Source organism: Sphingomicrobium arenosum, assembly GCF_026157085.1.
GTDB classification, from domain to species: domain Bacteria; phylum Pseudomonadota; class Alphaproteobacteria; order Sphingomonadales; family Sphingomonadaceae; genus Sphingomicrobium; species Sphingomicrobium arenosum.
In genome coordinates this window covers 343,206-369,077 of record NZ_JANPVN010000001.1, presented here as the reverse complement: position 1 = coordinate 369,077, position 25,872 = coordinate 343,206, and the positions used below count along the sequence as shown (strand labels likewise).

Here is a 25,872-nt window from a genome sequence, read left to right as displayed (position 1 = left end):
GGCTCAATAATCCTTGCTGAAGCGCGCGTTCACACCCGCGCGCCCGACCGAATTGACCGTCGCGAGGATCGCCAGCCAGCGCGTCACCTGGAACTCGGCCTGCGTCGCGGTATAGCCCTGCCCGTCGGTGATCACCTCCACATAGAGGCGGCGGGTGATATATTTGCCCGCGCCGATCGCGGTCGATTGGCCCGTCGTCACGTCGGCGGGCAGGATGCGCAGCCGGTCGAGCCCGATGGCCGAGCGCACCGCGTTTATCGGATCCAATCCACCGCCGCCGCCCTGCAGGCTCGCCACCGCCGCGCCCAGCTGGACCAGCTCGGCCGCCGACAGGTTCGCCGCCGACGTGCCGAACAAGAGCCGCGACAGGATCTCGTCCTGGTCGGCAATGCCGGCGCTGGCGAACTGGATATTGGGATTGAGCGCATTGCCCGTCACCCGCACCTCTGCATCCACCCCCACGCCATCGGCGACCGCGAGGATGTCGAGCGTCGGGTTGGGCGGCGAATTGCCGGTGAAATCGATATCGCCGCGCTCGACGCGGAAGCGCCGCCCGGCAAAGCTGTACTCGCCCGACTGGAGGTCGGCGGTGCCGCGAATGCGCGGCTCGAGCACGCTGCCACCGATCTGCACGTCGGTGGTCCAGCGGCTGTCGAGCCCCAGCCCCTTCACGAACAGCGGCCCGCCCGTCACCGCGACATCGAGGTTCCAAGGCGCGATCCGCTCGATCTCGATCAGCTCGTCGGGATCGGTCCCGCGTTCGATCACCTCTAGCGAAGGCACCGCCGCCACCCGGCCCGCCATGCCGAGCTGATAGCGCCCCTCGACGAGCGTGAGGTCGCCCGAGATCGTGCCGCCATTGCCGCTCTGCGAGCGGATACGCAGCGGGCCGGTCACGCTCGCCGAAATATCGTCGCGGTTGAGCAATTGCGCCTTGTCGGCACGAAGGCCGAGGTCGATGCCGATGCCGCCCGGCAGGAAGACGAAATCGCCCGAGCCCGTCAGGCGCCCGCCATCGTCGGTCGTGCCGCTCATCTGTTCGATGATGAGGCGCGAACCGCGGAAGCGCCCGGTCACGTCGAGATTGTCGATTTCGGTCCCCGTCACCGGGCTCTCGAGTTTGGCGCCGTCGAGCTTGAGCGTCCCCGAGATACGCGGGCGCAGGAGCGAACCGCGCGCATCGAGCGCTACCGCCATCGGCCCCGTCAGGTCGAACAGTTCGACGTTGGACAGGCGCCACAGCGTCCCCGCCGGCCCGTCGAAGCGGAATTGCGCGAACATCGGCGCGCGCATCAGCGCGGTCGCGATATTGCCCTCGGGCAGCGGCGAGAAGCGCACCTGCGCGCGCCCGATGTTTTCGCCGTCATTTTCCATGACGATGCGCGCCCCCGCGACGTCGCCCTGCACCTTGGCGTTGATCGCCATGTCGATGGGCCGTGAGGCGAGAAGCAGCCCGGCGCGGCTCAAATTGCGCACCTGCATGCTCGCCTCGCCCTGCCGCGTGCGCGGATCGTAGGAGGCCGTGCCCGACAGCGTGCCCGACAGGCCGAGATCGGGTGCGAACAGGTCGGCGAGCCGCAGGGGCAGCCCCGACAGCGCGATGTCGATCGGCCCGCCGTCGGTCAGCCCCGATACCCGCGCCCGGCCGCGCCCGTAGCGCAGGTCCACATCGCCCAGCACCCACTGGCCATCGACCATCTCGAACCGCGCCGGGCTGACCAGCGCGAGGCGGCGCCCATCGAGGCTGCCCGAGCCCCTCAGCACGATCGACTGGCCGGGGTCCTGCACCACTTCCATGTCGACATCGGCGACGAGGTCGAAGCTGAAGTCCGAGCGCCCGCGCCCGACCAGAGACGCCTCGATCGTCCCCTTGCCATTCTCGAGCCGCCCGTTGCCGCTCACCGTCTCGAAATCGAGCCCGGCGATGGTGGCGCGCTGCAGCGCGAAATCGAAGTCCGAACTGATCCCCGCCTCGGTCAGCAGGATCACGCCGTCCAGCGTGCCCGAGCGCGCCGCGATCGCGGGCGGTCCGGGGAAGGCGGCATTGTCGAAGGCGAGGTCCATGGCGATCCGCTGCGCCGAGACGCCCGCTGGGGTGCCCGGCGGCACCGAGAAGCGCAGCACCCCCTCGATCTCGCCGCCCGACAGGGTCAGGTCGCCGGCAAAGCCACCCGGCACGATCGCCAGCTCGCCCGAGCCCGAGGATCCCGCGACGCTCAAGTCGTCGACCCGGATGCTCGCCTGCCCCGCGTTGCCCGTCGGCGGCAGCAGGATCTCGCCTTTGCTCGTGAACGGCCCGAAGCGGCTCATCCCCTCGGCGCGATAATCGAAGCCCGCCGCGCTCGGATCGAGGTTGAGTGTGACGTCCTTGAGGCCAAGCGCCGCATTGGGGCTTTCGAGGAACAGTTCGACATTGGGGCGGCTGATCTGCCCGTCGACCGTGACACGCAGCGGCCCATAGCCTTCATGTGTGCCCGCGCCTTCGAAATAAAAGGTGCCGTCGGCGCGCCGCATCCCCGAGCCGCGCAGGTCGAGGAGCGGCGAGGTCAGCACCGTGTCGGCAAAGCGGATGACCCCGTCATTGCCCCGCGCCAGCCGTGTCTCGATCACCGGATTGCCGCCCAGCAAGCTGGCAAAGAAACTATTGTCGAGCCGGGTCACCCGCGCCGTCGCGCGCCCGTCGAGTTGGAGCCCGCCGCTGCCCGGCCGCAGCGACAATTGCGTCTCCACATCGACCAGCCCGAGCCCCGGGATGAGATATTGATCGAGGGAGGCATTCAAGGCGAAGTCGATCGCCCCCGTATCGAAGTCGACGACAAGCTCGCCCGTCCCGCGCGTCTTGTCCGAACGGAAGCGCAAATTCTCGCTGCGCAAATTGCTGTCGCTCACCACCAGCACGGTCTCGAGCTGGAAGTTCCTGAGGATCTGTTCGACCTCGACCCCCATGCCGACGACGCGCGACGCGCTGGCGGTCAGCGGCACCCTCCGCGGCGGCCGCGACCAGCGCCCGCTGCCATCGGCCGACAATTCGTAGAGCGTCACCGCATCGACCACCAGCTCGGGGCTGGTCAGGCGATAATCGTAAGCGAAGGAGGAGAAAGCGCCATCCAGGCTGCCGACCAGCCGCAGCCGCTCGCCGCCGAGCCCGTCGAACAAAGCGTCGGGGCGCCGCACATCGACCCCGACGTCGAGCCCGACGAAGCGGCTGTCATTGAGGTGCACGCCCCCTTCGGCCACCATTCGCAGCGCATCGCTCGTCAGCATCGCCGAGCCGTCGACCAGCCCGTCCTCGAAGGTGAAATCGGCATCGACCGCGACCCCGCCCTCGACCAGCGCGGCCATCGTGCCCTCGACCAGTCCCGACGGATCGACCCGCCCGTCGATCGAATAGACCCCGTCGGCCAGCGCCACGTCGAGGTCGATCGCGCGCAATTCGCCGACCCGGCCCATCGCCTTGCCCGTCCAGCTCTGCCACGTCCCGTCACCCGACACGCGCAGCGCGATCGGCTCCTCGATCCCCACCAGCGCGGGCAGAAGCCCGTCGGCGGGCGCCTCGGCCGCCAGTTCGAGGTCGAAGCGGTCGGCATCGGGCTCGGCATCGAGATCGAGCGACAGACGGTCGCCCCCCTCCAGCGCCGCCTGCAGCTTGGCCAGCGCGCGGCCCGAACGGATCGTGATGGCGCCCGACAGGCTGCCCTCGCGCGCGGTGCCGCTGACGGCTTCCTCGACCACCAGCCGCTCGACCTCGAGCCGCCCGATGTGGATGTCGAAGCCGGGCAGGATGGGATCGTCGGGATCGCGCTCGACCGGGCATAGCGCGGGCAAGCGCGCCAGCGTCACCTGGTCGGCGACGAGCCGGTCGATATGCAAATCATTGTAGAGCCAGGCGAGCGGCGACCAGTCGACCTCGGCGCGGCTGATGGTCAGGAACCCGCCCTCGGGATCGCGCAATTCCACGTTGCGCAGCACCATATTGTCGTAGATCGACCCCTCGATCCGCCCGATGCGAATGTCGAGGCAGTCCTCGCGCTCCATCGCGGCAATACGATCGGCGATGAACCGGTGACCGATACTGCTGTCGAGCACGAGCAGCCCGAGCGCCGCCAGCCCGACAAGGATCAGGAAAAGCGTCAGCAATTCCTTGCCGAGCCGCCGCGCCGCGCGCTTGGGCAGGCTGCGCTTTGTCGCGCCCCCTTCCTCGACTGCCGCCATCAGAAGGCCTGCCCCAGCCCGACCACGATCGCCACCCAGCCATCGCCCTCGCGGCGATTGAGCGGCACGCCCACGTCGAGCCGGATCGGCCCGAAATTGCTGTGATAACGCACGCCCACGCCGGTGCCGAACTGCCAGTCGCTGGTGCCGGGCCAGGTGCCCTCACCCACGCGCCCGCCATCGAAGAACGGCACCACCGCAAACGGCCCGTAGACCCGCACCCGCGCCTCCAGCGCGAATTCGCTCAAGCTCCGACCGCCGACCGGATCGCCGAACGCATCGCGCGGCCCCAGCATCTGGAAACCGTATCCGCGCACCGAGCCGCCGCCGCCCGCATACCAGCGCCGCGACGGCGCGACCTCGTCGCGGCTGGTCCCGTAGATGGTGCCGACCTTGACCTTGGCCGCCGCGACCACCTTCTCGCCGAACGGCTTGTAATAGGTGCCCTGCACGCTCGAGCGCACATAAGTGTCGCCCTCATTGTTGAGGTTGATCTCGGGGCTCACGAACCCCTGCAGCGTCCATCCCGTCGTGGGGTCGAGCAGGTCGTTCGACTGGTCGATCTCGGCGACCAGCGGCAGCGCGCCGATATAGAAGGCGCGGCGCCGCTCCAATTGCAATTCCTCGTCGCGGTCGAGCTCGCTCGAGGCGATGAGCTCCACGCCCGCGCCCCAGGTGAATTCCTTCTGCCACAGGAAATCGGAGATGCGTTCGATCCGCGCCGAGACCTGCGCGATATCGGCCTCATAGGCATCGCGGCGAATGGTGTTGGCAAGCGCCTGCATCGACAGGCGCTGATCCCGGCGCAGCCAGTTGGAGCGCACCAGCGTCACCGCCGCCAATTGCTCCTGCGTCCCGATCACCCCGTCGAGCGTCAGCGCCCCCTCGGGGTTCCAGAAATTGCGATGCTGCCACTGCCCCTCGAGCCGGAAGCCCTCGCCCGTGCCATAGCCGACCTCGCCCGCGATGGTGCGCATCTTGGCGGGCTGGAGGCGCACCACCGTGTCGACCACCTCGCCACCCTCGCGCGGTTCGGTGTCGATCACCACGCTTGAGACGAGCCCGGTCGCAATGAGCGCGCGGCGAAGATCGACAACCTCGCTCTGGTCGTAGATCTCGCCCGGCTCGAAGCGCGCCAGCCGCCCGACATGGCGCGGCGGGAAGGGCGGCTCGCCCTCGACGATGATGTCGCCGAACACCGCGATCGGGCCGGGCGTCACCGGCTGAATCAGCGTCGCGGTCGCGCTGTCATAATCGAGAATGACCTGCCGCTCGCCCAATTCGGCCTGCGCATAGCCATTCTCGCCCAGCGCGGTGGTCAGTTCGGCGGTCCCTTCGAGGACCTCGGCGGCCAGCACCGGGTCGCCCTCGGCCACGCCATAGGCCGCGCGCAGCTTGCCCTCGTCGGCCTGCGTCGTCTCCAGCCCCGGCAGCCGTACATCGGTGAAGATGAACTGCTCGCCCGGATCGACCATGAAGCGGACCAGCAATTTCTCGCCCTGCGGCACATAATCCAGCTCGATTGCCGCGGCATAATAACCCCGGCTGTCGAGGATCTGCTCGAGCAACAGCAGGTCGACCTGCGCGCGGCGATCGATCTGCGCCGCATTGTCGGCCTCACCCCCGCCGGCCTCGAGCGCCGAGAGCGCATCGAAATCGCCCTCGATCGCCCCCGCCTCGGTCTCGGGCAGGCCGACCAGCTCCCATGCATAATCGCGCAGGTCGCCATCGATGATCTGCGCCTCTTCCAGCTCCTCCTCCTCACCGTCGAGGAGATCGGCGAGCGGGGCGAATTCGGGATCCTCCTCGGCGCCCGTCACCTCGGGCCAGGCAAGGTCGAGCCCCGGCAATGGGTCGAGCGGCGCATCGACATCGACCGTACCGGCGCCCTCGGGCGGCTCGCTCGTCACCGTCGGTTCGGGCTGCGAGGCGGCGACGACAGGCGCGTCGGTGCGCTCGGGCACGGCGTCCTGTGCCCAGGCGGGCGCCAGGCACGTCCCGCACATCAGGAATGCCACTACGCCGCGACCCGCAATCGCTGTCATGTGCGCGAGCCTAACCGCGAAAAAGGCCGCCTGCCAGCCTTTTCGTTACAGCCCCGGTCCGGCCACCGCGCAGGCGGCACCGACCGGCGCAAGTATCAGTGGATGCTGCCCTCCACATCGCGGGCTTCCAGGTGACCGAGCAGCCGCTCGATCTGGCGCCAGTGGCAGAAGCGCAGCACATTGTCGCTGGCCCGTGCCGCATCGGCACGGTTGCGCGCCTCTTCCCCGGCGCGGGGACCGAAGTGATCGAGCAGGAGCGTGGCATCCGCGAGCGTGTCGCGGTCGGCGATGAACATCGGAACCATGGCCCGCCTTATCGCGGAAAAGGGTGAACGTTCCGGCCAAGGAACAAGGTTAACGCGCGATCTCTCGCGCTGTTCAGCCAAGCCGCCGCGCCGTCCACAGCACGCGCCCCACGAGGTCGATCTCGCCGAGCGAACAGCCGGGATGATCGATATAGGCGGGATTGTCCGACTGGATCGTCACGCTGCGCCCCATCGGGTGAAGCGCGAGCCGCTTGACCATCAGCGCATCGTCCTTCCTCAGGACATAGATGCCGTCGCGCAGCCGCGCCGCGCCATCGGACCGATCGACGAGGATCTCGTCCCCCGCTGCCAGCGTCGGCGCCATCGAATCGCCCTCGACCTGGATCACCGCCAGCTCCTCGGGCCGCGCGCCGGTGAGCTGGCGCAGCCAGTGACGGTCGAAGCCGAAGCTCGCCCCGCTGCTCCGCTCCTCGTTGATCGCGCCCGATCCCGCAGCGGCGCGGATCGGCAGCCGCGCTACCCGCAGCAACGCCCCCGGTCCGACCTGCGCACGCGCCGGTGCGCCCAGCTCGGTCTCGTCGATATCGAAATAGTCGGCGATGGCGACCCGGTCGCGCTCGGCCAGGGTCCGCGGGGTCCCGCGCCGGATATATTGCTGGATATAGGCCGGGTTGCGCCCGATCAGCCGCGACAGGGTGGCATAGTCCACCCGTTGGGTTCGACACAGCTCCTCCAGCCTGGCGCGCGGATCGTTCATGGTCTGTGCTTCATACCGCTAAGATTTATCCTAGACAAGTAGGAAACGGATTGGGACAACTCCGACGTGCCGAGTCGCGAGAGAGTGGGGTAAGTCACCGTGCATCTACTTCGAGACGTTGAACAATATTTGAGGACGAGCAATGTGGCCGCGGCCAGGTTCGGTCGCGACGCGGTGGGGGACCCGCGTTTCGTTTTCGACCTGCGCAGAGGGCGCGAACCGCGACCGCGCACCATCGCGCGAGTCCGCACCTTCCTGGAGCAGGTGCAATGATGCGCCCGCCTCTGTCGAGCGCGGCGACCAGCCTGCTGCGCGCCGTCATCAATCGCACCGGCCTGCCGCGCGATAGGATTTTGCTAAGGGAATTCCGATCGGTCGATTGGCATTCGCTTACCTATAGCGGCGAACGCCACATGATCTCGCTGCGCCTGCCGCCGCCTCATGCGGCCGAGACCGCCGCCGCGCTTACCGACGGGCTCGAAGACGCCGAATTCGAGATCGGCGGCCATCTCGTCGCCGATATCGCGCTCGCCTGCCCGCCGATCCACGGCGAGGACGGGTCGATCGGGATCGAAATCGAGGCGCTCACCCTCGACGAGGCCTGAGGCCTTGCCCTTCCCTCACCGCGCATCGACGCGCCGGTCCTCCTCGGGCGAGCGGCGCACGTGACGTGGTGCGGGGAAGCGGCGGGCGCGATCAGGCGCGCTTGAGCTCGTTGATCGTATCGAGGATCGAGTTGGCAGCCTCGTTCGACAGCACCGGCTTCTTCTTCTGCACCAGCGGCGACACGGTCGGACCATAAGCGGCGGCCTGCGCCGTCCGGTCCGCATCCTGCGTCATGTCCTGCCGCTGCTGCATCCCCGCCAACGGGGCCAGCGGCGACGGCGTATGCGCAAGCCCGAAGGGCGCGACCAGTTCCTGTTCGTAGCGGGCATTGTCGGGCCCGCCGCTCAAGCGCATCGAGCCGAACGCGAAGCCGAACCCGGCCAGCATCGCGACTAGCACCGCCTGGTGCGTCTCCAGCACGGGCAGCGGCCCTCCCAGCGCGGGATGCAAGCGCCATGCGCAATAGCCGAGACAGGCCGAAAAGATCAGCGAGACGGCAAGGTCGATGGCACGATGAAGGCGATAAGGATTAACCATGGCCACGCCCTAACGCGGCAAAGGTGAAGAGTCTCTTATCGTTGCGCCGCCGCGATAAAATTTCACGCAGGCTCGTTGGTCGGCGCCCGCCATGCGCCCTCCAGCCTCATCCAGCGACCGCCGCCGCGATCGCCTCGCAGAACGCGGGAACGTCATCGGGATTGCGGCTCGTGATCAGATGCCCGTCGGTGCAGGCCTCCTTGTCCACCACCTCACCGCCGGCATTCTTCAGATCGGTGCGGATCGAGGGCCAACTGGTCACCTTCCGCCCCTTCACCACGTCGGCCTCGACCAGCAACCACGGCCCATGACAGATGGCGGCGAGCGGCTTTTGCGCCTCGTCGAACGCCTTGATCAGCGCGATTGCCTCCTCGTTGGTGCGCAGCTGATCGGGGTTGATGACCCCGCCGGGCAGTACCAGCGCGTCATAGTCCGCCGCGTCGGCCTCGCCGATCAACTTGTCCGGCTGGACCCAGATGGTCGGCTCGTCCTTGACCCGTCCGCGAAACGGATTGCGGTCGACCGAGGCGATGGTGATTTCGGCCCCCGCCTCGCCCAGCAGGTCGCGCGGCCCCGTCAGTTCGAGCTCCTCGAACCCCTCGGTCGCCATGATCAATATCTTCTTGCCCGACAGGTCCTTCATTGCCTCACTCCTTTTGGTCTGTGGAACCGCGAACGCCGCGGCGCGCTTGTCGTTTCCGTTAGTGAAGGACGAAGCGTGCGCCAACTGCGGCATTCGAGCGACGAGGAACCCGGCTATACGCGCGTGCGCCGCGGCAAGGGGTGGAGCTATCACCGCCCCGGCGGCGAAAAGCTCAAGAACGAGCGCACCGTCGCCCGGCTGAACGCGCTCGCCGTCCCGCCCGCCTATCGCGACGTCTGGTACTGCCGCGACGAGAATGGCCACATCCAGGCCACCGGCATGGATGAAAAGGGCCGCAAGCAATATCGCTATCATGACGACTTTCGCGCCCTCGCCGAGGCCGAGAAATTCGCTGCGCTGGCCGATTTCGGCCGCCGTCTGCCACGCATCCGCCGCAAGGTCGAAAAGGCGCTCAGGCGCCGCACCTTGACCCGCGAGACGGTGATTGCCGCCATCGTCCGCCTGCTCGATGAAAATCACCTGCGTATCGGCAATCGCCAATATGCCCGCACCAACAAGAGCTATGGCGCGACCACGCTCACCACCGGCCATGTCGAGAAGCTGAAGACCCGCCTCAAACTATCCTACCGCGCCAAGCATGGCGTCGAGCGCGCCATCACCATCACCGACCCCGCGCTGGTCCGCATCGTCGGCGAATGCCACGAACTGCCGGGCCAGCACCTGTTTCAATATGTCGGCGAGGACGGGGCGCCGCGCCAGATCGACAGCAACGACGTCAACGATTTCCTGAAGCGCGTCTCCCGCGCCGACATCTCGGCCAAGCATTTTCGCACCTGGGGCGCCAGCGCGATGGCGGTCGAGGAAGTGACCGCCGCGCTCGCCGAGGAAGAGCCGCCCACCTTGAAACGCATCGTCGAACCGGTCGCCGCCGCGCTTGGCAACACCCCGGCGGTGACCCGCTCTTCCTATATCCACCCCGCCATCCTCGATGCCGTCAAGGAACGCCCCGAGGACCCGTTCCGCGGGGTACGCCGCCCGCGCCGTACCCGTCGCCGCATGAGCCGCGAGGAAACCTTTCTCCTCGCCTTTCTCGACCATCAGGGCCCGCCGCCCTCCTGGCGTCGCCGTCTCGCCCGCCGCCTCGCCGGCCGCTGACGGTTGAAAGTCGCCGCCATCGCCGCCACACAGGGGCGCTATGACCCAATCCTCCCAGAACAGCCTCGAGCGCGCCGCCGACCTCATCGCCGATGACGAGGCGGTCCTCGCCGACACCGTCGACACGCTCGAACAGCCCGTGCTCGGCACCATCGATTGGCTCGGCACGCATTGGGAAGACCTGCTCATCGGCACGCTCGTCGCGCTCGGGATGGCGGGCATCCTCCTCATCCTGCGCTCGATCGGGCGGCGCTATCGCAAGTCGACCAAGGACCGCACCAGCTGGAAGGGCATCATCGCGGGCGTGCTCGCCAAGACCACGCTCACCTTCATGCTGGTTGCCAGCTTCTTCATCGTCGTCAGCCACACCGAGATCCCGCGCAATATCGAACGCTTCATCGAGGTCATCTTCACCGTTGTCGCCGCCATCCAGGCCGCCATCTGGGCGCGCGAGCTCATTCTCGGCGTCATCAAGTCCAAGGCCGCGACCGAGGAGGACGATCCCGACAGCACGCTCGGCAACGCGCTCAACATCATCCGCGTGCTGGTCAACGTCGCGGTGTTCGCCATCGCGATCATCGTCATCCTCGACAATCTGGGCGTCGACGTCACCACGCTGGTCGCGGGTCTCGGCATCGGCGGCATCGCCATCGGCCTCGCCGCGCAGGGCATCTTCTCCGATCTCTTCGCCGCGCTCTCGATCGTCTTCGACCGCCCGTTCCGCCGCGGCGACACGATCAGCTACGGCACCACCTTCGGCACGGTCGAAAAGATCGGTCTCAAGACCACCCGCCTGCGTGCCCCGTCGGGCGAGCTCATCGTCATGGGCAACACCCAGCTCTTGGAGCAGGAAGTCCACAATATCGCGCTCGCCGAGCGCCGCCGCGTCGAGATTCCCTTCGGCGTCATCTACCAGACCTCGCCCGACATGCTCGCGCGCATGAAGGCGCTCGTCGAAAGCACCATCGCCGATTACGATCATATCGAGCCCGTGCGCACCATCTGCACCGGCTTTGGCGATAGCTCGATCGACTTCCTCTTCATCTACGATCACTACACCGAGGATTATGAAGAGCTGGTCGGCGTGAAGAGCCTCGTCCTCATCGCCATCACCCGGCTGTTCGCCGAACATGGCATCGAATTCGCCTATCCGACCCAGACCACCTTCACCTCGGCGCCCGACGGCACGATGATCATGCCCTATCCCGAAAACGGCTTCCGCCTCGTCGACGAGCATGAGGAAACGCCCGCGCCCAAGCCCCTCCCCGCGACCAGCGTGAAACGCGCCGCGAAAAGCGAAGGCACCAGCGAAGGCCCGGGCGCCAGCGCCACGGGCGGCGACGAGGGCTAAGCGCTAGCGAGCGACGTCCGCGTCTTCGGGCTTGCTCGCGGGCAGGTCCTCGGCCTCGACCATGGCCTCGCTCTCGGGATCGACGTAAGCGGCATCCTCGTCCCAGCCCGCGTCGACGTCCTCGCCCTTGCCGAACGTGCCCTTCACCTTGCGCCCAAGGGCAGCAAGCGCAATGACGATCACGATCCAGCCTTTCTTGAGAAACAGGAAGAGGAAAGCGAGGAGGCCCGTCTTCTTGGCTGCCGCCACCGCCGCGCCGCCGAGGATCAGGCCACCGATGCCATATTCGGCCTTGGCGTCGGTCTCGGGATTAAAGTCGGCATAGCGCGCGCCATCCTCGAAAGCGATGCGCTGCGACAGCTGGAGCGCGGCAGTCTGCACCTCGGGCAGCGCTTCCATGCCGTCGAGCATGTTGATGCTGAGCACCCCGGTGCGTCCGAGCAGGCGCACGTCATAGTTGAGTTGCTCGCCTTCGGTGTCGTCGAACTGGAGCCGCTTGGCCCAGACCAGCGTCTTGGCCTCGCTGTCGTAGCTCGGCGCCTGCGCCCAACCGAGCAAGTCGCCGCCCGGATAGCCATGCTCGCGCGCTTGCTCCGAGGCCAGTCGCTGCCCTTCCTGCAACTCTTCGAGCAGCTCGTCATAATCGATATCGGCGGCATCGTCGTCGGCGACATGGCCGCTCTCCTCATAGGTGACGACCGCGCTCCACCCCGCATCGAGCGGATGCTTGTTCGCGGGCATGATCAGGCCGAGCACGTCGGTCAACTGCGACGGGTCGTTACCCCAGAATTCGAGGAGGTCGCGCGCATTCTGCGCGGGATAGAAAGCATAATCCTCTCCAAGGTCCATCGTCGAATGGGCCCCGCCGACCGAAATGGTGCCGCTGGAGGGGTCGAAGCCCGCCTCGATCGTCTCCCAATGGCTGCGCCTGTCCTGCGGCATCGAGGCAATGAATTCCTCGACCGTCATCTCGGACTGGCTGGCCTCTGCGGCGTCCTGCGCCATCGCGGGCGCGCTCGTCAGCAGCGACAGGGTGACGGCGGCGGCAGCGGCAAGGCCCGCCCCGCGAAGGCGACAATCGAACATGTTGGTCATTTCCCCCCGGAAAATCTGGAATGCGGTACGAGCCGCCAGCTGTGCCATGCCCGTCGAGGGGTGCAACGAAGAAGGATGGTTATCCGCCTCTCAACCGCCTTTTTGCGCCGCGCCGTGACCTGCCCGCATCAGTGACCGTTTCACCCCGAAACCCACTTGCCTTGACGTTTACGTTAAGGTAGCCCTCCCTCCCAAGGAGAGCCCATGCCCGTCGCATCCATCGAAGACATCCGTGCCGCCATCGGCACCGAGATCGGCACGTCCGACTGGATCGAGGTGCCGCAACAGCGCATCACCGACTTCGCCGAGGCGACCGAGGATCGGCAGTTCATCCACACCGATCCCGAACTCGCGGCGCAGACCCCCTTCGGCGGCACCATCGCCCACGGCTTTTTGAGCCTGTCGCTCCTCAGCCGCATGGGCGCCGACGTCATGCTCGTCCCCGCCACCACGAAAATGGCGGTCAATTACGGTCTCGACAAAGTCCGCTTTTTGAAACCCGTCGCTGCAGGGAAAAAAGTGCGCGGCCGGTTCGTTCTATCGGACATGACCGAAAAGGCCCCCGGCCAGCTCCTCATGCATTACAATGTCACCGTCGAAGTGGACGGCGAAGACAAGCCCGCCCTTATCGCCGACTGGCTCGGCCTCATCGTCACCTAGGAGAGAATTTCATGTCCCGCGATGCCGTCATCGTCTCGACCGCCCGTACCCCCATCGGCCGCGCCTACAAGGGCGCGTTCAACATGACCCACGGTGCCACGCTGGGTAGCTACAGCCTCGCCCCCGCCATCGAACGCGCCAAGATCGAGGCCGGCGAGATCGACGATGTCGTCTGGGGCGCGGTCCTCACGCAGGGCACCCAGTTCGGCAATATCGGCCGCCAGGTCGCCCTTCGCGCCGGCTGCCCCGTCTCCGTCTCGGGCATGACCATCGATCGCCAATGCTCCTCGGGCCTCATGTCGATCGCGACGGCGGCCAAGCAGGTCATCACCGACAACATGCAGATCGTCGCCGCGGGCGGGCAGGACAGCGTCTCGATGGTCCAGACGCCCGAGATGCGCGTCGCCATGGACCCCGAGCTCGTCAAGATGCACCCCGCGACCTACATGCCCATGCTCCAGACCGCCGAGACGGTCGCCCAGCGCTACGGCATTTCGCGCGATGCGATGGACGAATATGCCCTCCAGTCGCAGCAGCGCACCGCCGCGGCGCAGGACGCCGGCAAGTTCGACGACGAAATCGTCCCCGTCACCGTCACCATGGGCGTGAAGGACAAGGAAACGGGCAAGATTTCGACGCAGGAAATCACTGTCGAGAAGGACGAGGGCAACCGCCCCGGCACCACGCTGGAAGGCCTCCAGCAGCTCCAGCCGGTGCTTGGCCCGGGCACCCACATCACCGCGGGCAACGCCTCGCAGCTGTCCGACGGCTCCTCGGCCTGCATCGTCATGGAAGCGGGCGAAGCCGCCAAGCGCGGCCTCACCCCGCTCGGCCGTTATGTCGGCATGGCGGTCGCGGGCACCGAGCCCGATGAAATGGGTATCGGTCCCGTCTACGCCATCCCCAAGCTGCTCCAGCAGACCGGCGTCAAGATGGACGAGATCGGCCTGTGGGAGCTGAACGAGGCCTTCGCGGTGCAGGTACTCTACTGCCGCGACAAGCTCGGCATCGATAACGATATCCTCAACGTCAACGGCGGCTCGATCTCGATTGGCCACCCTTATGGCATGACCGGCGCGCGCTGCACCGGCCACGCCCTCATCGAAGGCAAGCGCCGCGGCGCCAAATATGTCGTCGTCACCATGTGCGTGGGCGGCGGCATGGGCGCGGCGGGGCTGTTCGAAGTCTTGTAAGTACCTAGCAGAAGCGCGCCGACGCGAAGCGTCGCCGTGCTTCTGTCGAGAGATGCGTCAAGCGGCCAGCGGGTTGCGAAGCGAAACCGTCTGACGGGGTCGGGCCGCCCCGACCCCGCAGCCGCCGTGATCCTCATTCGTCATCCCAGCGAAGGCTGGGATCCATGCCATCGAGAAGATTCGCAGAGACGTGGGCCCCAGCCTCCGCTGGGGCGACGAGATAACAAAAAAGGGGGAGCGACCCTCGCTCGGCCGCTCCCCCTCTCTCTCCACGTCGGTCGCACACCCCGTCCCGCGACAGGCCGGGCAGCACGCACCAACCTCGTCAATGGGCGCCGTGGATCTCGCCCGTCCCGTGCACCCGCGTATGGAGGCGCTCGGGATTGCCATCGATATGGATGTCGCCCGAGCCATGCACGACCGCGCTCACCTGGCGCGGGGCGCCGGTGCGGATATCGCCCGATCCCGCCACCTCGGCATCGACCCGCCCGATACGCGCCTGGCGCAGGTCCACATCGCCCGAGCCATGGACATTGGCCTCGACCGTAGCGACCCGACCCTTGAGGTCGATATCGCCCGACCCGTTCACCTGCAGCGTCAGCCGCTCACCCTGCCAGTCGATGATGCGGATATTACCCGACCCGTGCACTTCGGCCTTGTCGAGATCGGGCAGCGTCAGAAACGCCTTCACCCCGCTCTTCGTGCGATAGCTGCCGCGGCTGCGGATGGTCAGCGTCTCGCCCTCCACGTCGCTATGGATCATGTCGATGATATTGTCGTCGGTCTGCACGACCAGTTCGGGCGCTCCCTGGCGCAGCGTCAGGTCGCTCGCATCCTCGATGACGATGCGACGGACGGCGCGCGACACGGCGCGGTCGTCACTGACCACATTACCCGAGCCAGTCACCATCCGGCCGCCGCCATAAACGACGCTCTGGACACGCGTCCAACCGTCCTGCGCGCTCGCGGGCGCGGGGTTGAACATCATCGCGGTGCCCGCGAACAAAGCGGCGCTGGCAAGGCCAGCCTTCAACACATTGACCAACATCGTGGCTCTCCCTCTTGTTGACTACAGGTGTAATCAATAGAGGAGGAGCCGTCCATGCCGTTGGTCGAACGCTGCCGCCCGTTGGTCGCGTGGCCCCCTAGTCGGCGGCATTCCCCTCATGGAGGCGCCCGCGTTCAATCACCGCGTCCACTTCCTCGAGCACGGTGACGTCGGCATAGGGGTCGCCGTCGAAGGCGATCATGTCGGCGCTCATCCCCGGCGCGATGCGCCCGATCTCGCCTTCCATCCCGAGCCACTCCGCCGCCCGGCTCGTCGCCGACACCAGCGCATCGCGCGGGGTCATCCCCGCCTCGACCAGCATCGCGAATTCCTCGCCATTGCGGCCATGCGGAAAGACCCCGCTGTCGGTGCCGAAGACGACCGCCACATCCTCGGCCAGCGCCATGCGCACATTGTCGCCGACGACTTCCAGCGTCTGGCGCACCTTGGGCACGACGATCGGTGTGTACATGTTGGCCGCCAGCCCTTCCTCGATGCCCTTGAAGGCCATCAGCGTCGGGACCAGCGCGGTGCCATTCTCGCGCATCGCCCGCGCCGCCTCGCGGTCGAGATAGGTGCCATGCTCGATCGTCGAGACCCCCGCGCGCGCCGCGCTCTCGATGCCGCGCGCGCCATGCGCATGCGCCGCCACCTTCAGGCCGAGGATATCGGCCGTCTCGACGATCGAGGTCATTTCCTCGCTGGTGAAGTGCGCTTCGAGCCCGCGTCCCTGCTGCGACAAGACCCCGCCCGTCGCGGTGATCTTGATGAGGTCGGCGCCATTCTGGCTCTTGAGCCGCACCTTGGCGGCACATTCGACCGCGCCGGTACAGGTATAGCCCTTGTCGAGCAGCGCGTTCACTTCGGGCAGGAAACCGTTGACGTCGGCATGGCCGCCGATGATCGCCATGCTCGGCCCGCCCGAGACGATGCGCGGCCCCGCGACCAGGCCCGCCGCGGTCGCATCGCGCAGCGCATGCACGTCATGCTCGCCCGACCCGACATTGCGCACCGTGGTGAAGCCCGCCGCCAGCGTCAGCCGCGCATTCTTCACCCCGATGATCGTGCGCCACTCGTCGGGCACGGTCGCCTGCTGCCAATAATCGCCCGACGGCTCGTAGGACAGATGCGTGTGCATATCGATGAGCCCGGGCATCACCGTCTTGTCCGACCAGTCGATGACCTCGCCGTGCCGTTCGCCATCCAGCCCCGGCGTCACCGAGACGATGCGCCCGTCATGGACGATGATCGTCGCGGGGCCCATCGCCCCCTCGCCCGCATCGGCGATAAGATTGCCCGCAAGGATCGTGTCGGCGGCGGCAGGCGATGCCGCGACCAGGCTCGCCGCGAGCGCGAAAAGACAGCTTTTCATGTGAATTTCTCCCCGTTTGTCGAGAGAGATGCTGCCCCCGCGCGCCCGCTTTGGCAAGTCGCCTCTAGCGCTGGCCGATCGAGGCCTGACCCGAGGTCGAGCGCCGCGTGATGCGCGGGTTGCCCGAATAGCTGATGCTCGAGACGCCGCTCGCCGACATCGCCGCCTCGCGCGGGCGACCGAGATTGACGTCGGAAGCACCCGAAACGCGCGCCTCGACCCGCGTCGGGCGCAGCCCGCCGAGGTCGACATGCGCAGCGCCGCTGGCGCGAAGCTCCACCTCATCGCTCGAAAATCCGAGCAGCGTCACCTTGCTCGCGCCGCTATTCTCCAGCTCGAGCTGGGCCGCGCTGCCGCGTGCCCGCAGTTCCGCCGCGCCCGACATGTCGGCCTCCAGCCGCCCGACCGCGCCGTCGAAGTCGAGCTCGCTCGCCCCGCTCATCTCGAGCTCGAAATCGCGCCCGCTTATCCCGCTGGCGCTGGCCTCGGCCGCGCCCGACAGGTCGAGCCCTTCGAGATGCTCCACCGCGATCCGTACCCTGATCGGGCCACAGCTCTGGGTCCGATCGGCCAGGTCTAGCACCAGCCGGTCGCCCACCACCCGCGTCTCGATCCGCGACAGGAGATTGTCGTCGGCACTGACCTCGACACGCTGCGGCTGGCCCGCGACGATCTCCAATTCGAAGATCCCGCCCGCCTCGATGCTGGAAAAACGTTCGAGCCGACGAAGCTCGCTCGCCTCCACGCCCGATCCGTAAACGGCATTCGCCTTATGCTCGCCACCCCAATTGCTGACACAACGCTCATGCGCCTGCGCCACGCCCGGCATCGACAGCGCGCCCAGCGCCACGCCGATCATCATCGCCTTCAACATCACCGCTCTCCTTGTCGGTCGATTCCCTACCCTCACGATTACACGGGTAATCGAGAGCGCGTGGCGACACCATGCCGCCAGTCGAAGCCTGCCAGCCGTTGGTCGAGGGGTGCCTGCCCCGCCACCGTACGCAACCCCCGCGCCCCCTGTGCCGTTCATCCCTTCATGGATGCCCCCGAACTGATCGCGCTCGCCGCCTCGACCAGCCTGCTCGCGGGCTGGCGGCTCTATCTCGTCACCTTCATCACCGGACTGGGGATGAAGTTCGGCTGGGTACCTCTGCCCGACCATCTCGAGGGACTGCAGGTGCTTGCCGACAATTGGGTGCTCGCCATCGCCGCGGGCGGCACCTTCGCCGAATTCTTCGCCGACAAGATCGCCTGGGTCGACAGCGCTTGGGACTCGATCCACTCGCTCCTGCGCCCTCTGGGCGGCGCGCTCCTCAGCCTCGCCATCGTCGATGCCGGCGATCCCGCCTTCCAGGTCGCCGCCTTCCTCTTGGGCGGCGGCGCCGCCTTTGCCGCCCATGCGGGCAAGGCCAGCGCCCGCGCCGCCATCAACATGAGCCCCGAACCCGTCAGCAATGTCGTCGCCTCCACCGCCGAGGATGTCGCCACCGGCGGCCTCCTCGCGCTCTCCATCCTCAACCCCGTCGCCGCGCTCATCATTGCCGTGCTGCTCGTCGCCGCAACCTTGTGGCTGATCTTCGCAGCCCGCCGCGCGCTGTCGAGGCTGTTCGGCACCGACCGCAAGGCGCCCTCCTGAGCACGCAAGCGCCCAGCGAATGCCGCCCGGGCGCCTCTGCCGACGCGGGCGGCCAACAGTCCTGTCCGCGCTGGACGCTCGTCATGGCGGTGCTCGCCTCCAGCCTCGCCTTCGTCAACGGCTCGCTCATCAACGTCGCGCTGCCGGCCATTCGCGCCGACCTCGGCGCCAGTCCCGCGCAGCTGCAATGGATGGTCAACGCCTTCAACCTTCCGGTTGCCGCGCTCCTGCTGCTCGGCGGCACGCTCGGCGATCACCACGGCCGTCGCCGCCTCCTCGTCATCGGGGTCGCGCTCTTCTTTGCTGGCGGCCTCCTCAGCGCACTCTTCCCCTTGTTCGCCACCATCACCGCCGGACGCGCCGTTCAGGGCATCGGCGCCGCGCTGCTCCTCCCCAACAGCTTGTCGCTTCTCAACGGCGCCTATTCGGGCGAGGCGCGCGGGCGCGCCGTCGGCATCTGGGCCGCCGCCGGGGCCATTGCGGGCGCGCTCGCCCCGCTGGGCGGCGGCGCGATCGTCGACAATCTCGGCTGGCGCCTCATATTCTGGGTCCCGCTGCCCATCGCCCTCGCGGCGATCGCCATCGCCCTCGCCAAGGTCGAGGAAGTCGTCCCCGACGCCCGCGGCCGCACCGATTACAAGGGCGCGCTCACCGCGACCCTCGGCCTCGGCCTGATCGCCTTCGCGCTGACCAGCTGGTCGTTGGACGGCATGTTCGACCGCACCGTCATTCTCTCCGGCACTGCGGGCCTTGCCGTCCTCGGCCTCTTTCTCGCGATCGAACATCGCGTCGGCGACACGGCCATGATGCCGCTTCGCCTGTTCGGCGCGCGCGCCGTCGTCGCGCTCAACCTGCTGACATTCCTCCTCTATGCAGCGCTCGGCGGCATGCTCCTCCTCCTGCCCTATCTCCTCATCGACAGCGCGGGCTACAGCCCGACACAGGCCGGTCTCGCCATCATGCCCTTCCCGCTTCTCATCGGATTGGGCAGCCCGCTGATGGGCGGTCTTGCCGAGCGCATCGGCGCGCGCTTCCCGCTCACGCTCGGTCCGCTGGTCGTTGCCGCGGGCTTCCTGCTGGGCCTGCGCATCGACGAGGGCACCGACTATTGGACCACCGTCCTTCCCAGTCTCCTCGTCATCAGCCTCGGCATGGCGATCACCGTCGCGCCGCTGACCTCGACCGTCATGACCGCGGTGGCCGACAAGTTCACCGGCACCGCCTCGGGTCTCAACAACGCCGTCAGCCGCACCGGGAACCTCGTCGCCGTCGCCTTGCTGGGGGGCGTCCTGTCCTTGACCGGCCCGGCGCTGTTCGAGGGTTTCCACCGCGCCTCGATCATCATGGCGATCACTGCGGCGATCGCCGGCCTCGCCGCCTTCTGGGGCCTTGCCAACCGTTCGTCGAAGCATGATTGACTGTATTGCCGCCCTAAACCACCAATGGACGGTCTAATTTTGCCTGTGAAGAAAGACATTTTCCCGATGCGTTTTGCCTTGTCCGCCGCCGCGCTCCTCGCCGTGGCGACCGCCGCCCCCGCAGTAGCCACCGCCAATCCCCAGCTCGCGCTCATCCCCGACGCCCGCTCGGCCATGCAGCGCGTCGAACCGCGCCTCATGCAGGCCGAGGGCATGCCCTACCAGCACACCGTGCAGATCGTCCTGCCCGCCAGCTATGCCGCGCAGCCCGACAAGGCCTATCCCGTCCTCTGGGTCATGGACAATGCGATCATGACCAGCATGGTCACCGGCATTGTCGACATCCTCGTGTCGGGCAATCACATGCCCGAGGTCATCATCATCGGCGTCGGCAGCGCCGAGGAGGAGGGCATCGCGGGAGTGCAGCGCCGCTATATGGATTTCTCGCCCCCCGTCGGCGGCACCTTCCTGCCCGACGGCCTCAACGGCAAAGTCTGGGCCAGCATCGCGCCCTTGCCCGAAATGCCCCAGCTCGCGGACAAATATCTCGACTTTCTCGTCGACCAGGCCCGCCCCGCGCTGTGCGCCGAATTGCGCTGCGCCGATCGTCACCTCTTTCAGGGCCATTCGGCCGGCGGCATGTTCGGCGCCTATGCCATGCTCGCCCGCCCCGGCAGCTTCGACGACTATATCCTCGGCAGCCCGTTCATCGCCGCCAATGGCGGCGCGGTGCTCGAAATGGAGGAAGAATTCGCCGCCACGGGCCAGCCGCTTCCGGCCAACATCTACATGGGCGTGGGCAGCGAAGAGGCCGATGAATGGTTCCTCGCGGTCGCCGGCATCGTCTCCGGCACGGCGGAGTTCGGCAACCGTCTCGCGATCCGCGACTATGAAGGCCTCACCCTGCGCACCAAATTCTACGAGGGCGAGGACCATTATACCGCCGCCCCGCGCGTGGTGATGGACGGCCTCAAACATCTCTTCGCCGACGAAGCTGCCGCCATCGGCTCGAGCTGGCCGACCAAGCCCGAATAGCAGGGCTTAGGCGCCGAACAGCAGCTTGATATGCTCGCGGTAGAGCCGCATCTGCCGCCCCATCAGCCGATCGTCGCGCAGGCTGCGTGACAAGATGATCGCGCCCTCGACGGTGCCCGTCAGCATGTCGGCGAGATCCGCCGCCTCGACGCTGCCACGCGGTTCGTGGCGCTGCCTGATCTCGCCCAGCCAGCGCTCGAACCGTTCACGCATGCGCAGCAGATATTCGACGTTCATTTCCTTCAGCGCGCTGTCGAACAATTGCTCCTGATAGGCCACCGAGGCGACCATGCAGCCGGGATGAAATTCCTCCATCTCGTCCATCAATTGCGCATAGAGGTTGAGGAAGATGAGGAAGCTCTGCAGCGGGTCGTCGGCCAGCCCCCGCGCACGTTCCTCGAGGGTCGCGACGATCTCCTCGTCCTCGCTGAGGAAGCGGTCGAACAGGTGCCGCGCGAGGTCGTTCTTGTCCTTGAAATGATAGAAGAATCCCGACTTTGTGATCCCCGCCGCCTCGACCAGTTCCTCGATCGAGGTCGCGGCGAAACCTTTCTGGACGATCGATTCATAGGCGATGTCCATGATCCGGCTGCGCGTGCGCTCGCCCTTGGAAGCCTGCTTTTCCGCCAACTTTACCGCAGGTCCAGTTTTCTCGACCAGTCGATCGGCCATCGCGTCCATCCTCACGTTGCACCCGGCCGCGATCCTAGGGGAATATCGGGAAAATGACAGCCTATGTTAAAAATGCACTACGGACCTGCTAGAGCGAGAGTGGGGTTTTACTGGAAGATAGCCCATCGAAGAAATTCAAAAGGGCAAGCATGATGTTCAGCAACTACCACCTGATCGCCTACGGCCTGTTCGCCGCCTTCGCGATCCTCGAAATTCTCTCGCTCGGCCGCGGCCGGGCCTTCCCGGCGATGAAGGGCTGGCGACTGAAGGGCCTCGCCTTCACCGCGCTCTATTTCGCCGTCGCCACCTATTCGCCCCTCATGTGGGATGCCTGGATCGGCGAGCACAGCCTGCTCGACGCCTCCACGCTGCCCTTCTGGGCCCAGATCCTCGGTGGCTTCCTCGTCCTCCAGGCCTTCATCTACGCCTGGCACCGCACCATGCATTCGAACGACACGCTGTGGCGCTTCTTCCACCAGATGCACCATAGCGCCGAGCGCATCGATATCTGGTCGGCTTTCATCTTCCACCCTCTCGACATGCTCGGCTGGGCGCTGGTCGGCAGCCTTGCCTTGGTCGGCGGCTTCGGGGTGTCGGGCGAAGCGGGCTTCTGGATCGCGGTCGCGGCGACCTTCTGCGGCATGTTCCAGCACTCCAATCTCAAGACTCCGCGCTGGCTCGGCTATATCGTCACTCGCCCCGAAAGCCATTCGGCGCATCACGAGCGCGGCGTCCATGGCCGCAACTATGGCGACATCCCGCTGTTCGACATGATCTTCGGGACCTTCCACAATCCCGAGACCTTCGAGGGCGAAGTGGGCTTCTACGACGGCGCGTCCAACGAAGTGGGCAAGCTGCTCACTTTCCGGAAGGTCGCCTGATGAACCAGCGCCTCCTCCCCTTCCTCGCCGCGCTCGCCGCCAGTCTCACCACCCTTGGCGCGACGCTGTCCGACAGCGCGGTCGCCGCCCCCCTCTCCCCCGCCGCCATCGCGGCGGGGGCCGAGGACCCGGCCACCATCGCCCCGGCCATCGCTGCTCCTCCCGCCATCGCTCTTCCCACCGATGCACCGGCGCGGGTCGACCAGGCCGGCTGGGCCGCACGCAAGCAGGTCGCCACCCTGCCCAACGGCCAGCGCATCGCTTATGTCGAGGCCGGGAATCCCGATGGGCCGCCGCTGCTCTGGCTCCACGGCTACACTCATTCCAGCCGAGCCTTCACCCCGCTCCTGCCCTATGTCACCGACCACCGGCTGATCGTTCCCGACCAGCGCGGCCACGGCGCCAGCGCCAAGCCCGATTGCTGCTACACGATCAGCAATTATGCCGAGGACGCGCTGCTCCTGCTCGATCATCTCGGCATCGAGCATAGCGCGGTCGCGGGCCATTCGCTTGGCTCCTTCGTGGCGCAGGAAATGGCCGCGCGGGCGCCAACGCGGATCGGTCACATCCTCCTGTTCGGCTCGACCGCGATCGATCCCATCTCCCCCGGCGGCGCGCAGGACATGTATGATGTCGTCATGACGCTGCCCGAGGACGAGGGAGAAAAGAACGCCATCATCACCAGCTGGGACGACGGCGTGCCGTCCAACCCGCTCGATCCCGACTATGACGGCTTCTACTACCGCGAGGTCCAGGCCATGCCCTCGGCGGTCCTCAAGATCATGTTGTGGCAGCTGGACGGGGTCGAGGTCGCGCGTCACGCCGATGCGGTCGAGGCAGATGTCACCATCATCTCGTCGACCGGCGACACCATGTTCGGCCCCGACCATGTCGCGGCGCTCACCGCTGCTTATCCCGATGCCGAGCTCGTCATGGTCGACGGCCACCACGGTTTCGTCCTGACGCAGCCCGAGACGCTCGGCCCGCAGCTCCGCGAGGCGCTGTCCCGCCGCTGACCGCGATCCGCATGAAAAAAGGGCCGCTCCCGATGGGGGCGGCCCTTTTTCTTTTCAGGTCGATCAGAGGTTCGTCGTCACTGCCTCGTCGCTGTCGTCGCGGCCGAACAGCGCTGCATCGCGCAGCTCGAATTCCTCGACCAGCGCATCGTTGCGCTTGCCCACGATATGCCAATGGATTTTGGACGTGACATGCACCGAGCGGGCCGGCTTGCCATCCTGTCCGATGGCGGGCTCGAACTGCGCCGTCTCGCGGATGATCCCGCAGCTCTGCGCGAGGAAAATCGCATCGCCCGCGAAACTCAAGAGCGAGCAGTCGACCACCGCGCCTTCCTCGTCGAGAAGCAGCATCGCGCGAACGATCGCCTCTTCCTCGTCGAGCATCAGATATTTCGGATAATTGCGCGCATGGAGGATATTGCTGCCCCCCTTGGGGCCCTCCTTCAGCGCGCCCTCGCGAAAATTGTAATAATTGCCAAGTTCGACCCGGCAATTCTCCAGCGCCTCGACCACATTCTCCGTCTGCGTCAGCGCCAGGCCCTGCCGCTGCCCGGCGAACTGCACGTCGAGCCGCTCGACCCCCGAGAGGTCGGAAAGATCATCGGCGAACCAGCTCGTCACGACGCGGTCATTCTCGCGATCGGCATAGCGCAGGGCGGGCATTTCCTGCTCGACACCGTCGAACCAGACCTTGCCGCTGCGCGACTGCGTGTCCCCGCGCCAACCATCCTCGACCAGCGCCAGTTCGAACCGATCGCCGATGAGATTGGGCTTCACCACGAGGTGAAAACTCCCCGCCCCCTCGCCGAACTTGCGCAAGGCGATGCAGCCGGTCTGCCCGAAATCGACCTGCCAACGGGTCGACGGCTGGTGAACCTGCGCCGCGGCAGGCGTGGAAGCAGCGACCAAGGCGGCCGCTCCGATCAACATACGCAACATCTATATTCCCCCAAAGCTACCCCTCGCAGCTAAGCACCGATCGCCTTTTCCGACAAGTCGCCGCTATCCGCTCAGGCGTTGGCGGAGATGAATTCCTCGACCACCGGCGCGATGCGCTCGCGCCACTTGCCGCCGTTGAAGATGCCGTAATGGCCGACGTCCTTGGCAAGAAGATATTGCTTCTTCGCCTCATCGAGCCCGGTCGCGAGGGTAAGCGCCGCCTTGGTCTGGCCGATGCCCGAAATATCGTCGCGCTCGCCCTCGATCGCCAGCAGCGCCGTGTCATGGATCGCGCCCAGGTCCACCACCTCGCCCTTATGGGTGAACTCGCCCTCGGGCAGCAGGTGGCGCTGGAACACGACATCGACCGTCTGGAGATAGAATTCCGCCGTCATGTCGGCGACGGAGCGATATTCCTCGTAGAATTCGCGTGTCTTGTCGGCGCTTTCCTCGTCCCCCACGACGAGATGCTTGAACATCTCCCAGTGGCTGGTGAGGTGATCGCCAAGGTTCATCGTCATGAACCCTGCCAGCTGGAGGAAGCCCGGATAGACCTTCCGCCCCGCGCCCGGATAGAGATAGGGCACGGTCGCGATCGCATTCTGCTGGAACCAGGCATGCGGGCGCTGGGTCGCCAGTGTGTTGACCGCGCCGGGGCTCTGCCGCGTGTCGATCGGCCCACCCATCATCGTCAGCGATTTCGGGCGCGCCGGATGGTCGTCGCGGTTCATGATCGCGGTCGCCGCATAGGCCGGCACCGAGGGCTGGCACACCGCCAAGAGATGCGGCCGCTTGCCTGTCTCCTCGAGGATCGCGGCGCAAAAATCGATCAGATAATCGATATAGCTGTCGAGGTCGAAATGTCCGTCGGACAGCGGCACCAGCTTCGCATCGGCCCAGTCGGTGATATACACCTCATGCCCCGGCAGCATCCGCTCGACCGTGCCGCGCAGCAGCGTCGCATAATGGCCCGACATGGGCGCGACGATCATCAGCGGCTCCTGCCCCTCGACACCCTTTTTGTGGAAGTGCAGCAAATTACCGAACGGCTTGCGCACCAGCACATCTTCATCGACGCTCACCGCCTTGCCCTCGACCAGCGCCTCGTGCAGCCCGAATTCGGGCTTGCCGCGTGGCGCTGCGGCATGGGCGAAGACGTCCAGCCCCGCCGCCATCACCGGCCCCATCGAGCCATAACCGAAGGGATTGCTGGGATTGCTGAGCCAACCGGCCCCGAGCCCGGCCAGTTTGCTGGCTCCGGCCATCAGCGTGCGCTGCACCTCATAGGCGTCGTAAAGCATTGAGTTTCCTGAAATTGGGTCTGGGTTCGAAACGCAGCCTAGCGCGCTTTGTGCCGATGTGAAGGCTTAA

At 66.6% G+C, this 25,872-nt stretch carries 23 protein-coding genes; 10 read left to right on the top strand and 13 right to left on the bottom strand.

Translation table 11 applies throughout. From position 1 onward, the window contains the following. Positions 1-3 precede the first annotated feature (3 nt). The 4 genes from NUW51_RS01640 to NUW51_RS01625 all read right to left on the bottom strand — a co-directional run bounded on the left by NUW51_RS01640 (position 4) and on the right by NUW51_RS01625 (position 7,280). Entirely contained in the window at positions 4-4,212 is a 4,209-nt protein-coding gene (locus NUW51_RS01640) for a translocation/assembly module TamB domain-containing protein (RefSeq protein WP_265562139.1), read from the bottom strand. After that, positions 4,212-6,257, bottom strand: a complete 2,046-nt coding sequence (locus NUW51_RS01635) for an autotransporter assembly complex protein TamA (protein ID WP_265562137.1) — start codon at positions 6,255-6,257, stop codon at positions 4,212-4,214. Before NUW51_RS01635 ends, NUW51_RS01640 begins: the two co-directional genes overlap by 1 nt. Before the next feature lie 95 nt (positions 6,258-6,352). Then, positions 6,353-6,562 carry a hypothetical protein gene (locus NUW51_RS01630; RefSeq protein WP_265562134.1) on the bottom strand — a complete coding sequence of 70 codons (210 nt, stop codon included), beginning with the start codon at positions 6,560-6,562 and terminating at the stop codon, positions 6,353-6,355. A 73-nt stretch (positions 6,563-6,635) separates the two neighbouring features. Next, entirely contained in the window at positions 6,636-7,280 is a 645-nt protein-coding gene (locus NUW51_RS01625; protein WP_265562132.1) for a S24 family peptidase, read from the bottom strand. Between the two features lie 269 nt (positions 7,281-7,549). On the opposite strand from NUW51_RS01625, the gene NUW51_RS01620 reads away from it, so the two are divergent. Beyond that, entirely contained in the window at positions 7,550-7,885 is a 336-nt protein-coding gene (locus NUW51_RS01620) for a hypothetical protein (RefSeq protein WP_265562131.1), read from the top strand. Positions 7,886-7,976: 91 nt separating this feature from the next. Here NUW51_RS01620 and NUW51_RS01615 read toward each other — a convergent pair whose 3' ends face one another. Beyond that, on the bottom strand, positions 7,977-8,423 hold the full coding sequence (locus NUW51_RS01615; RefSeq protein ID WP_265562129.1) for a hypothetical protein: 447 nt from the start codon (positions 8,421-8,423) through the stop codon (positions 7,977-7,979). Between the two features lie 106 nt (positions 8,424-8,529). After that, a complete protein-coding gene (locus tag NUW51_RS01610) occupies positions 8,530-9,066 on the bottom strand; it encodes a DJ-1/PfpI/YhbO family deglycase/protease (protein WP_265562127.1) in 537 nt (178 codons plus the stop codon). Between the two features lie 75 nt (positions 9,067-9,141). Between NUW51_RS01610 and NUW51_RS01605 the strand changes: the two genes are divergently transcribed. Both NUW51_RS01605 and NUW51_RS01600 read left to right on the top strand, forming a co-directional pair. After that, a complete protein-coding gene (locus NUW51_RS01605) occupies positions 9,142-10,182 on the top strand; it encodes a DNA topoisomerase IB (protein ID WP_265562125.1) in 1,041 nt (346 codons plus the stop codon). A gap of 40 nt (positions 10,183-10,222) precedes the next feature. After that, on the top strand, positions 10,223-11,533 hold the full coding sequence (locus NUW51_RS01600) for a mechanosensitive ion channel family protein (RefSeq protein WP_265562123.1): 1,311 nt from the start codon (positions 10,223-10,225) through the stop codon (positions 11,531-11,533). 3 nt (positions 11,534-11,536) lie between these two features. On the opposite strand, the gene NUW51_RS01595 is transcribed toward NUW51_RS01600, so the two are convergent. Continuing rightward, entirely contained in the window at positions 11,537-12,628 is a 1,092-nt protein-coding gene (locus tag NUW51_RS01595; protein WP_265562121.1) for a DUF2167 domain-containing protein, read from the bottom strand. Between the two features lie 204 nt (positions 12,629-12,832). On the opposite strand from NUW51_RS01595, the gene NUW51_RS01590 reads away from it, so the two are divergent. Both NUW51_RS01590 and NUW51_RS01585 read left to right on the top strand, forming a co-directional pair. Continuing rightward, the gene (locus NUW51_RS01590) at positions 12,833-13,288 is read left to right on the top strand and encodes a MaoC family dehydratase (protein ID WP_265562119.1); all 456 of its coding nucleotides are present in this window, start codon (positions 12,833-12,835) and stop codon (positions 13,286-13,288) included. Positions 13,289-13,299: 11 nt separating this feature from the next. After that, entirely contained in the window at positions 13,300-14,481 is a 1,182-nt protein-coding gene (locus NUW51_RS01585; protein WP_265562117.1) for an acetyl-CoA C-acyltransferase, read from the top strand. A 325-nt stretch (positions 14,482-14,806) separates the two neighbouring features. Here the strand turns inward: NUW51_RS01585 and NUW51_RS01580 are convergent, their stop codons facing one another. The 3 genes from NUW51_RS01580 to NUW51_RS01570 form a co-directional block, all read right to left on the bottom strand. After that, a complete protein-coding gene (locus tag NUW51_RS01580) occupies positions 14,807-15,529 on the bottom strand; it encodes a head GIN domain-containing protein (RefSeq protein ID WP_265562114.1) in 723 nt (240 codons plus the stop codon). A gap of 97 nt (positions 15,530-15,626) precedes the next feature. After that, on the bottom strand, positions 15,627-16,901 hold the full coding sequence (locus tag NUW51_RS01575; RefSeq protein ID WP_265562112.1) for a metal-dependent hydrolase family protein: 1,275 nt from the start codon (positions 16,899-16,901) through the stop codon (positions 15,627-15,629). A 64-nt stretch (positions 16,902-16,965) separates the two neighbouring features. Next, complete coding sequence (locus NUW51_RS01570) at positions 16,966-17,775, bottom strand: head GIN domain-containing protein (RefSeq protein WP_265562110.1); 810 nt, start codon at positions 17,773-17,775, stop codon at positions 16,966-16,968. A 60-nt stretch (positions 17,776-17,835) separates the two neighbouring features. On the opposite strand from NUW51_RS01570, the gene NUW51_RS01565 reads away from it, so the two are divergent. From NUW51_RS01565 to NUW51_RS01555, 3 genes are all read left to right on the top strand, one after another. Continuing rightward, positions 17,836-18,540 (top strand): DUF4126 domain-containing protein, encoded by a 705-nt coding sequence (locus NUW51_RS01565; protein ID WP_322597071.1) that lies wholly within the window; start codon positions 17,836-17,838, stop codon positions 18,538-18,540. Positions 18,541-18,623: 83 nt separating this feature from the next. Beyond that, positions 18,624-19,958 (top strand): MFS transporter, encoded by a 1,335-nt coding sequence (locus NUW51_RS01560; protein WP_265562108.1) that lies wholly within the window; start codon positions 18,624-18,626, stop codon positions 19,956-19,958. A gap of 66 nt (positions 19,959-20,024) precedes the next feature. Beyond that, complete coding sequence (locus tag NUW51_RS01555) at positions 20,025-20,993, top strand: alpha/beta hydrolase (RefSeq protein ID WP_265562106.1); 969 nt, start codon at positions 20,025-20,027, stop codon at positions 20,991-20,993. A gap of 6 nt (positions 20,994-20,999) precedes the next feature. On the opposite strand, the gene NUW51_RS01550 is transcribed toward NUW51_RS01555, so the two are convergent. Then, positions 21,000-21,665, bottom strand: a complete 666-nt coding sequence (locus NUW51_RS01550) for a TetR/AcrR family transcriptional regulator (protein WP_265562104.1) — start codon at positions 21,663-21,665, stop codon at positions 21,000-21,002. Between the two features lie 149 nt (positions 21,666-21,814). Between NUW51_RS01550 and NUW51_RS01545 the strand changes: the two genes are divergently transcribed. Continuing rightward, a complete protein-coding gene (locus tag NUW51_RS01545) occupies positions 21,815-22,546 on the top strand; it encodes a sterol desaturase family protein (protein ID WP_265562102.1) in 732 nt (243 codons plus the stop codon). After that, positions 22,546-23,562, top strand: a complete 1,017-nt coding sequence (locus NUW51_RS01540; RefSeq protein WP_265562100.1) for an alpha/beta fold hydrolase — start codon at positions 22,546-22,548, stop codon at positions 23,560-23,562. Before NUW51_RS01545 ends, NUW51_RS01540 begins: the two co-directional genes overlap by 1 nt. Before the next feature lie 63 nt (positions 23,563-23,625). On the opposite strand, the gene NUW51_RS01535 is transcribed toward NUW51_RS01540, so the two are convergent. Both NUW51_RS01535 and NUW51_RS01530 read right to left on the bottom strand, forming a co-directional pair. Further along, complete coding sequence (locus tag NUW51_RS01535) at positions 23,626-24,501, bottom strand: energy transducer TonB (protein ID WP_265562098.1); 876 nt, start codon at positions 24,499-24,501, stop codon at positions 23,626-23,628. 71 nt (positions 24,502-24,572) lie between these two features. Then, positions 24,573-25,802 (bottom strand): polyhydroxyalkanoate depolymerase, encoded by a 1,230-nt coding sequence (locus tag NUW51_RS01530; protein WP_265562097.1) that lies wholly within the window; start codon positions 25,800-25,802, stop codon positions 24,573-24,575. Positions 25,803-25,872 lie beyond the last annotated feature (70 nt).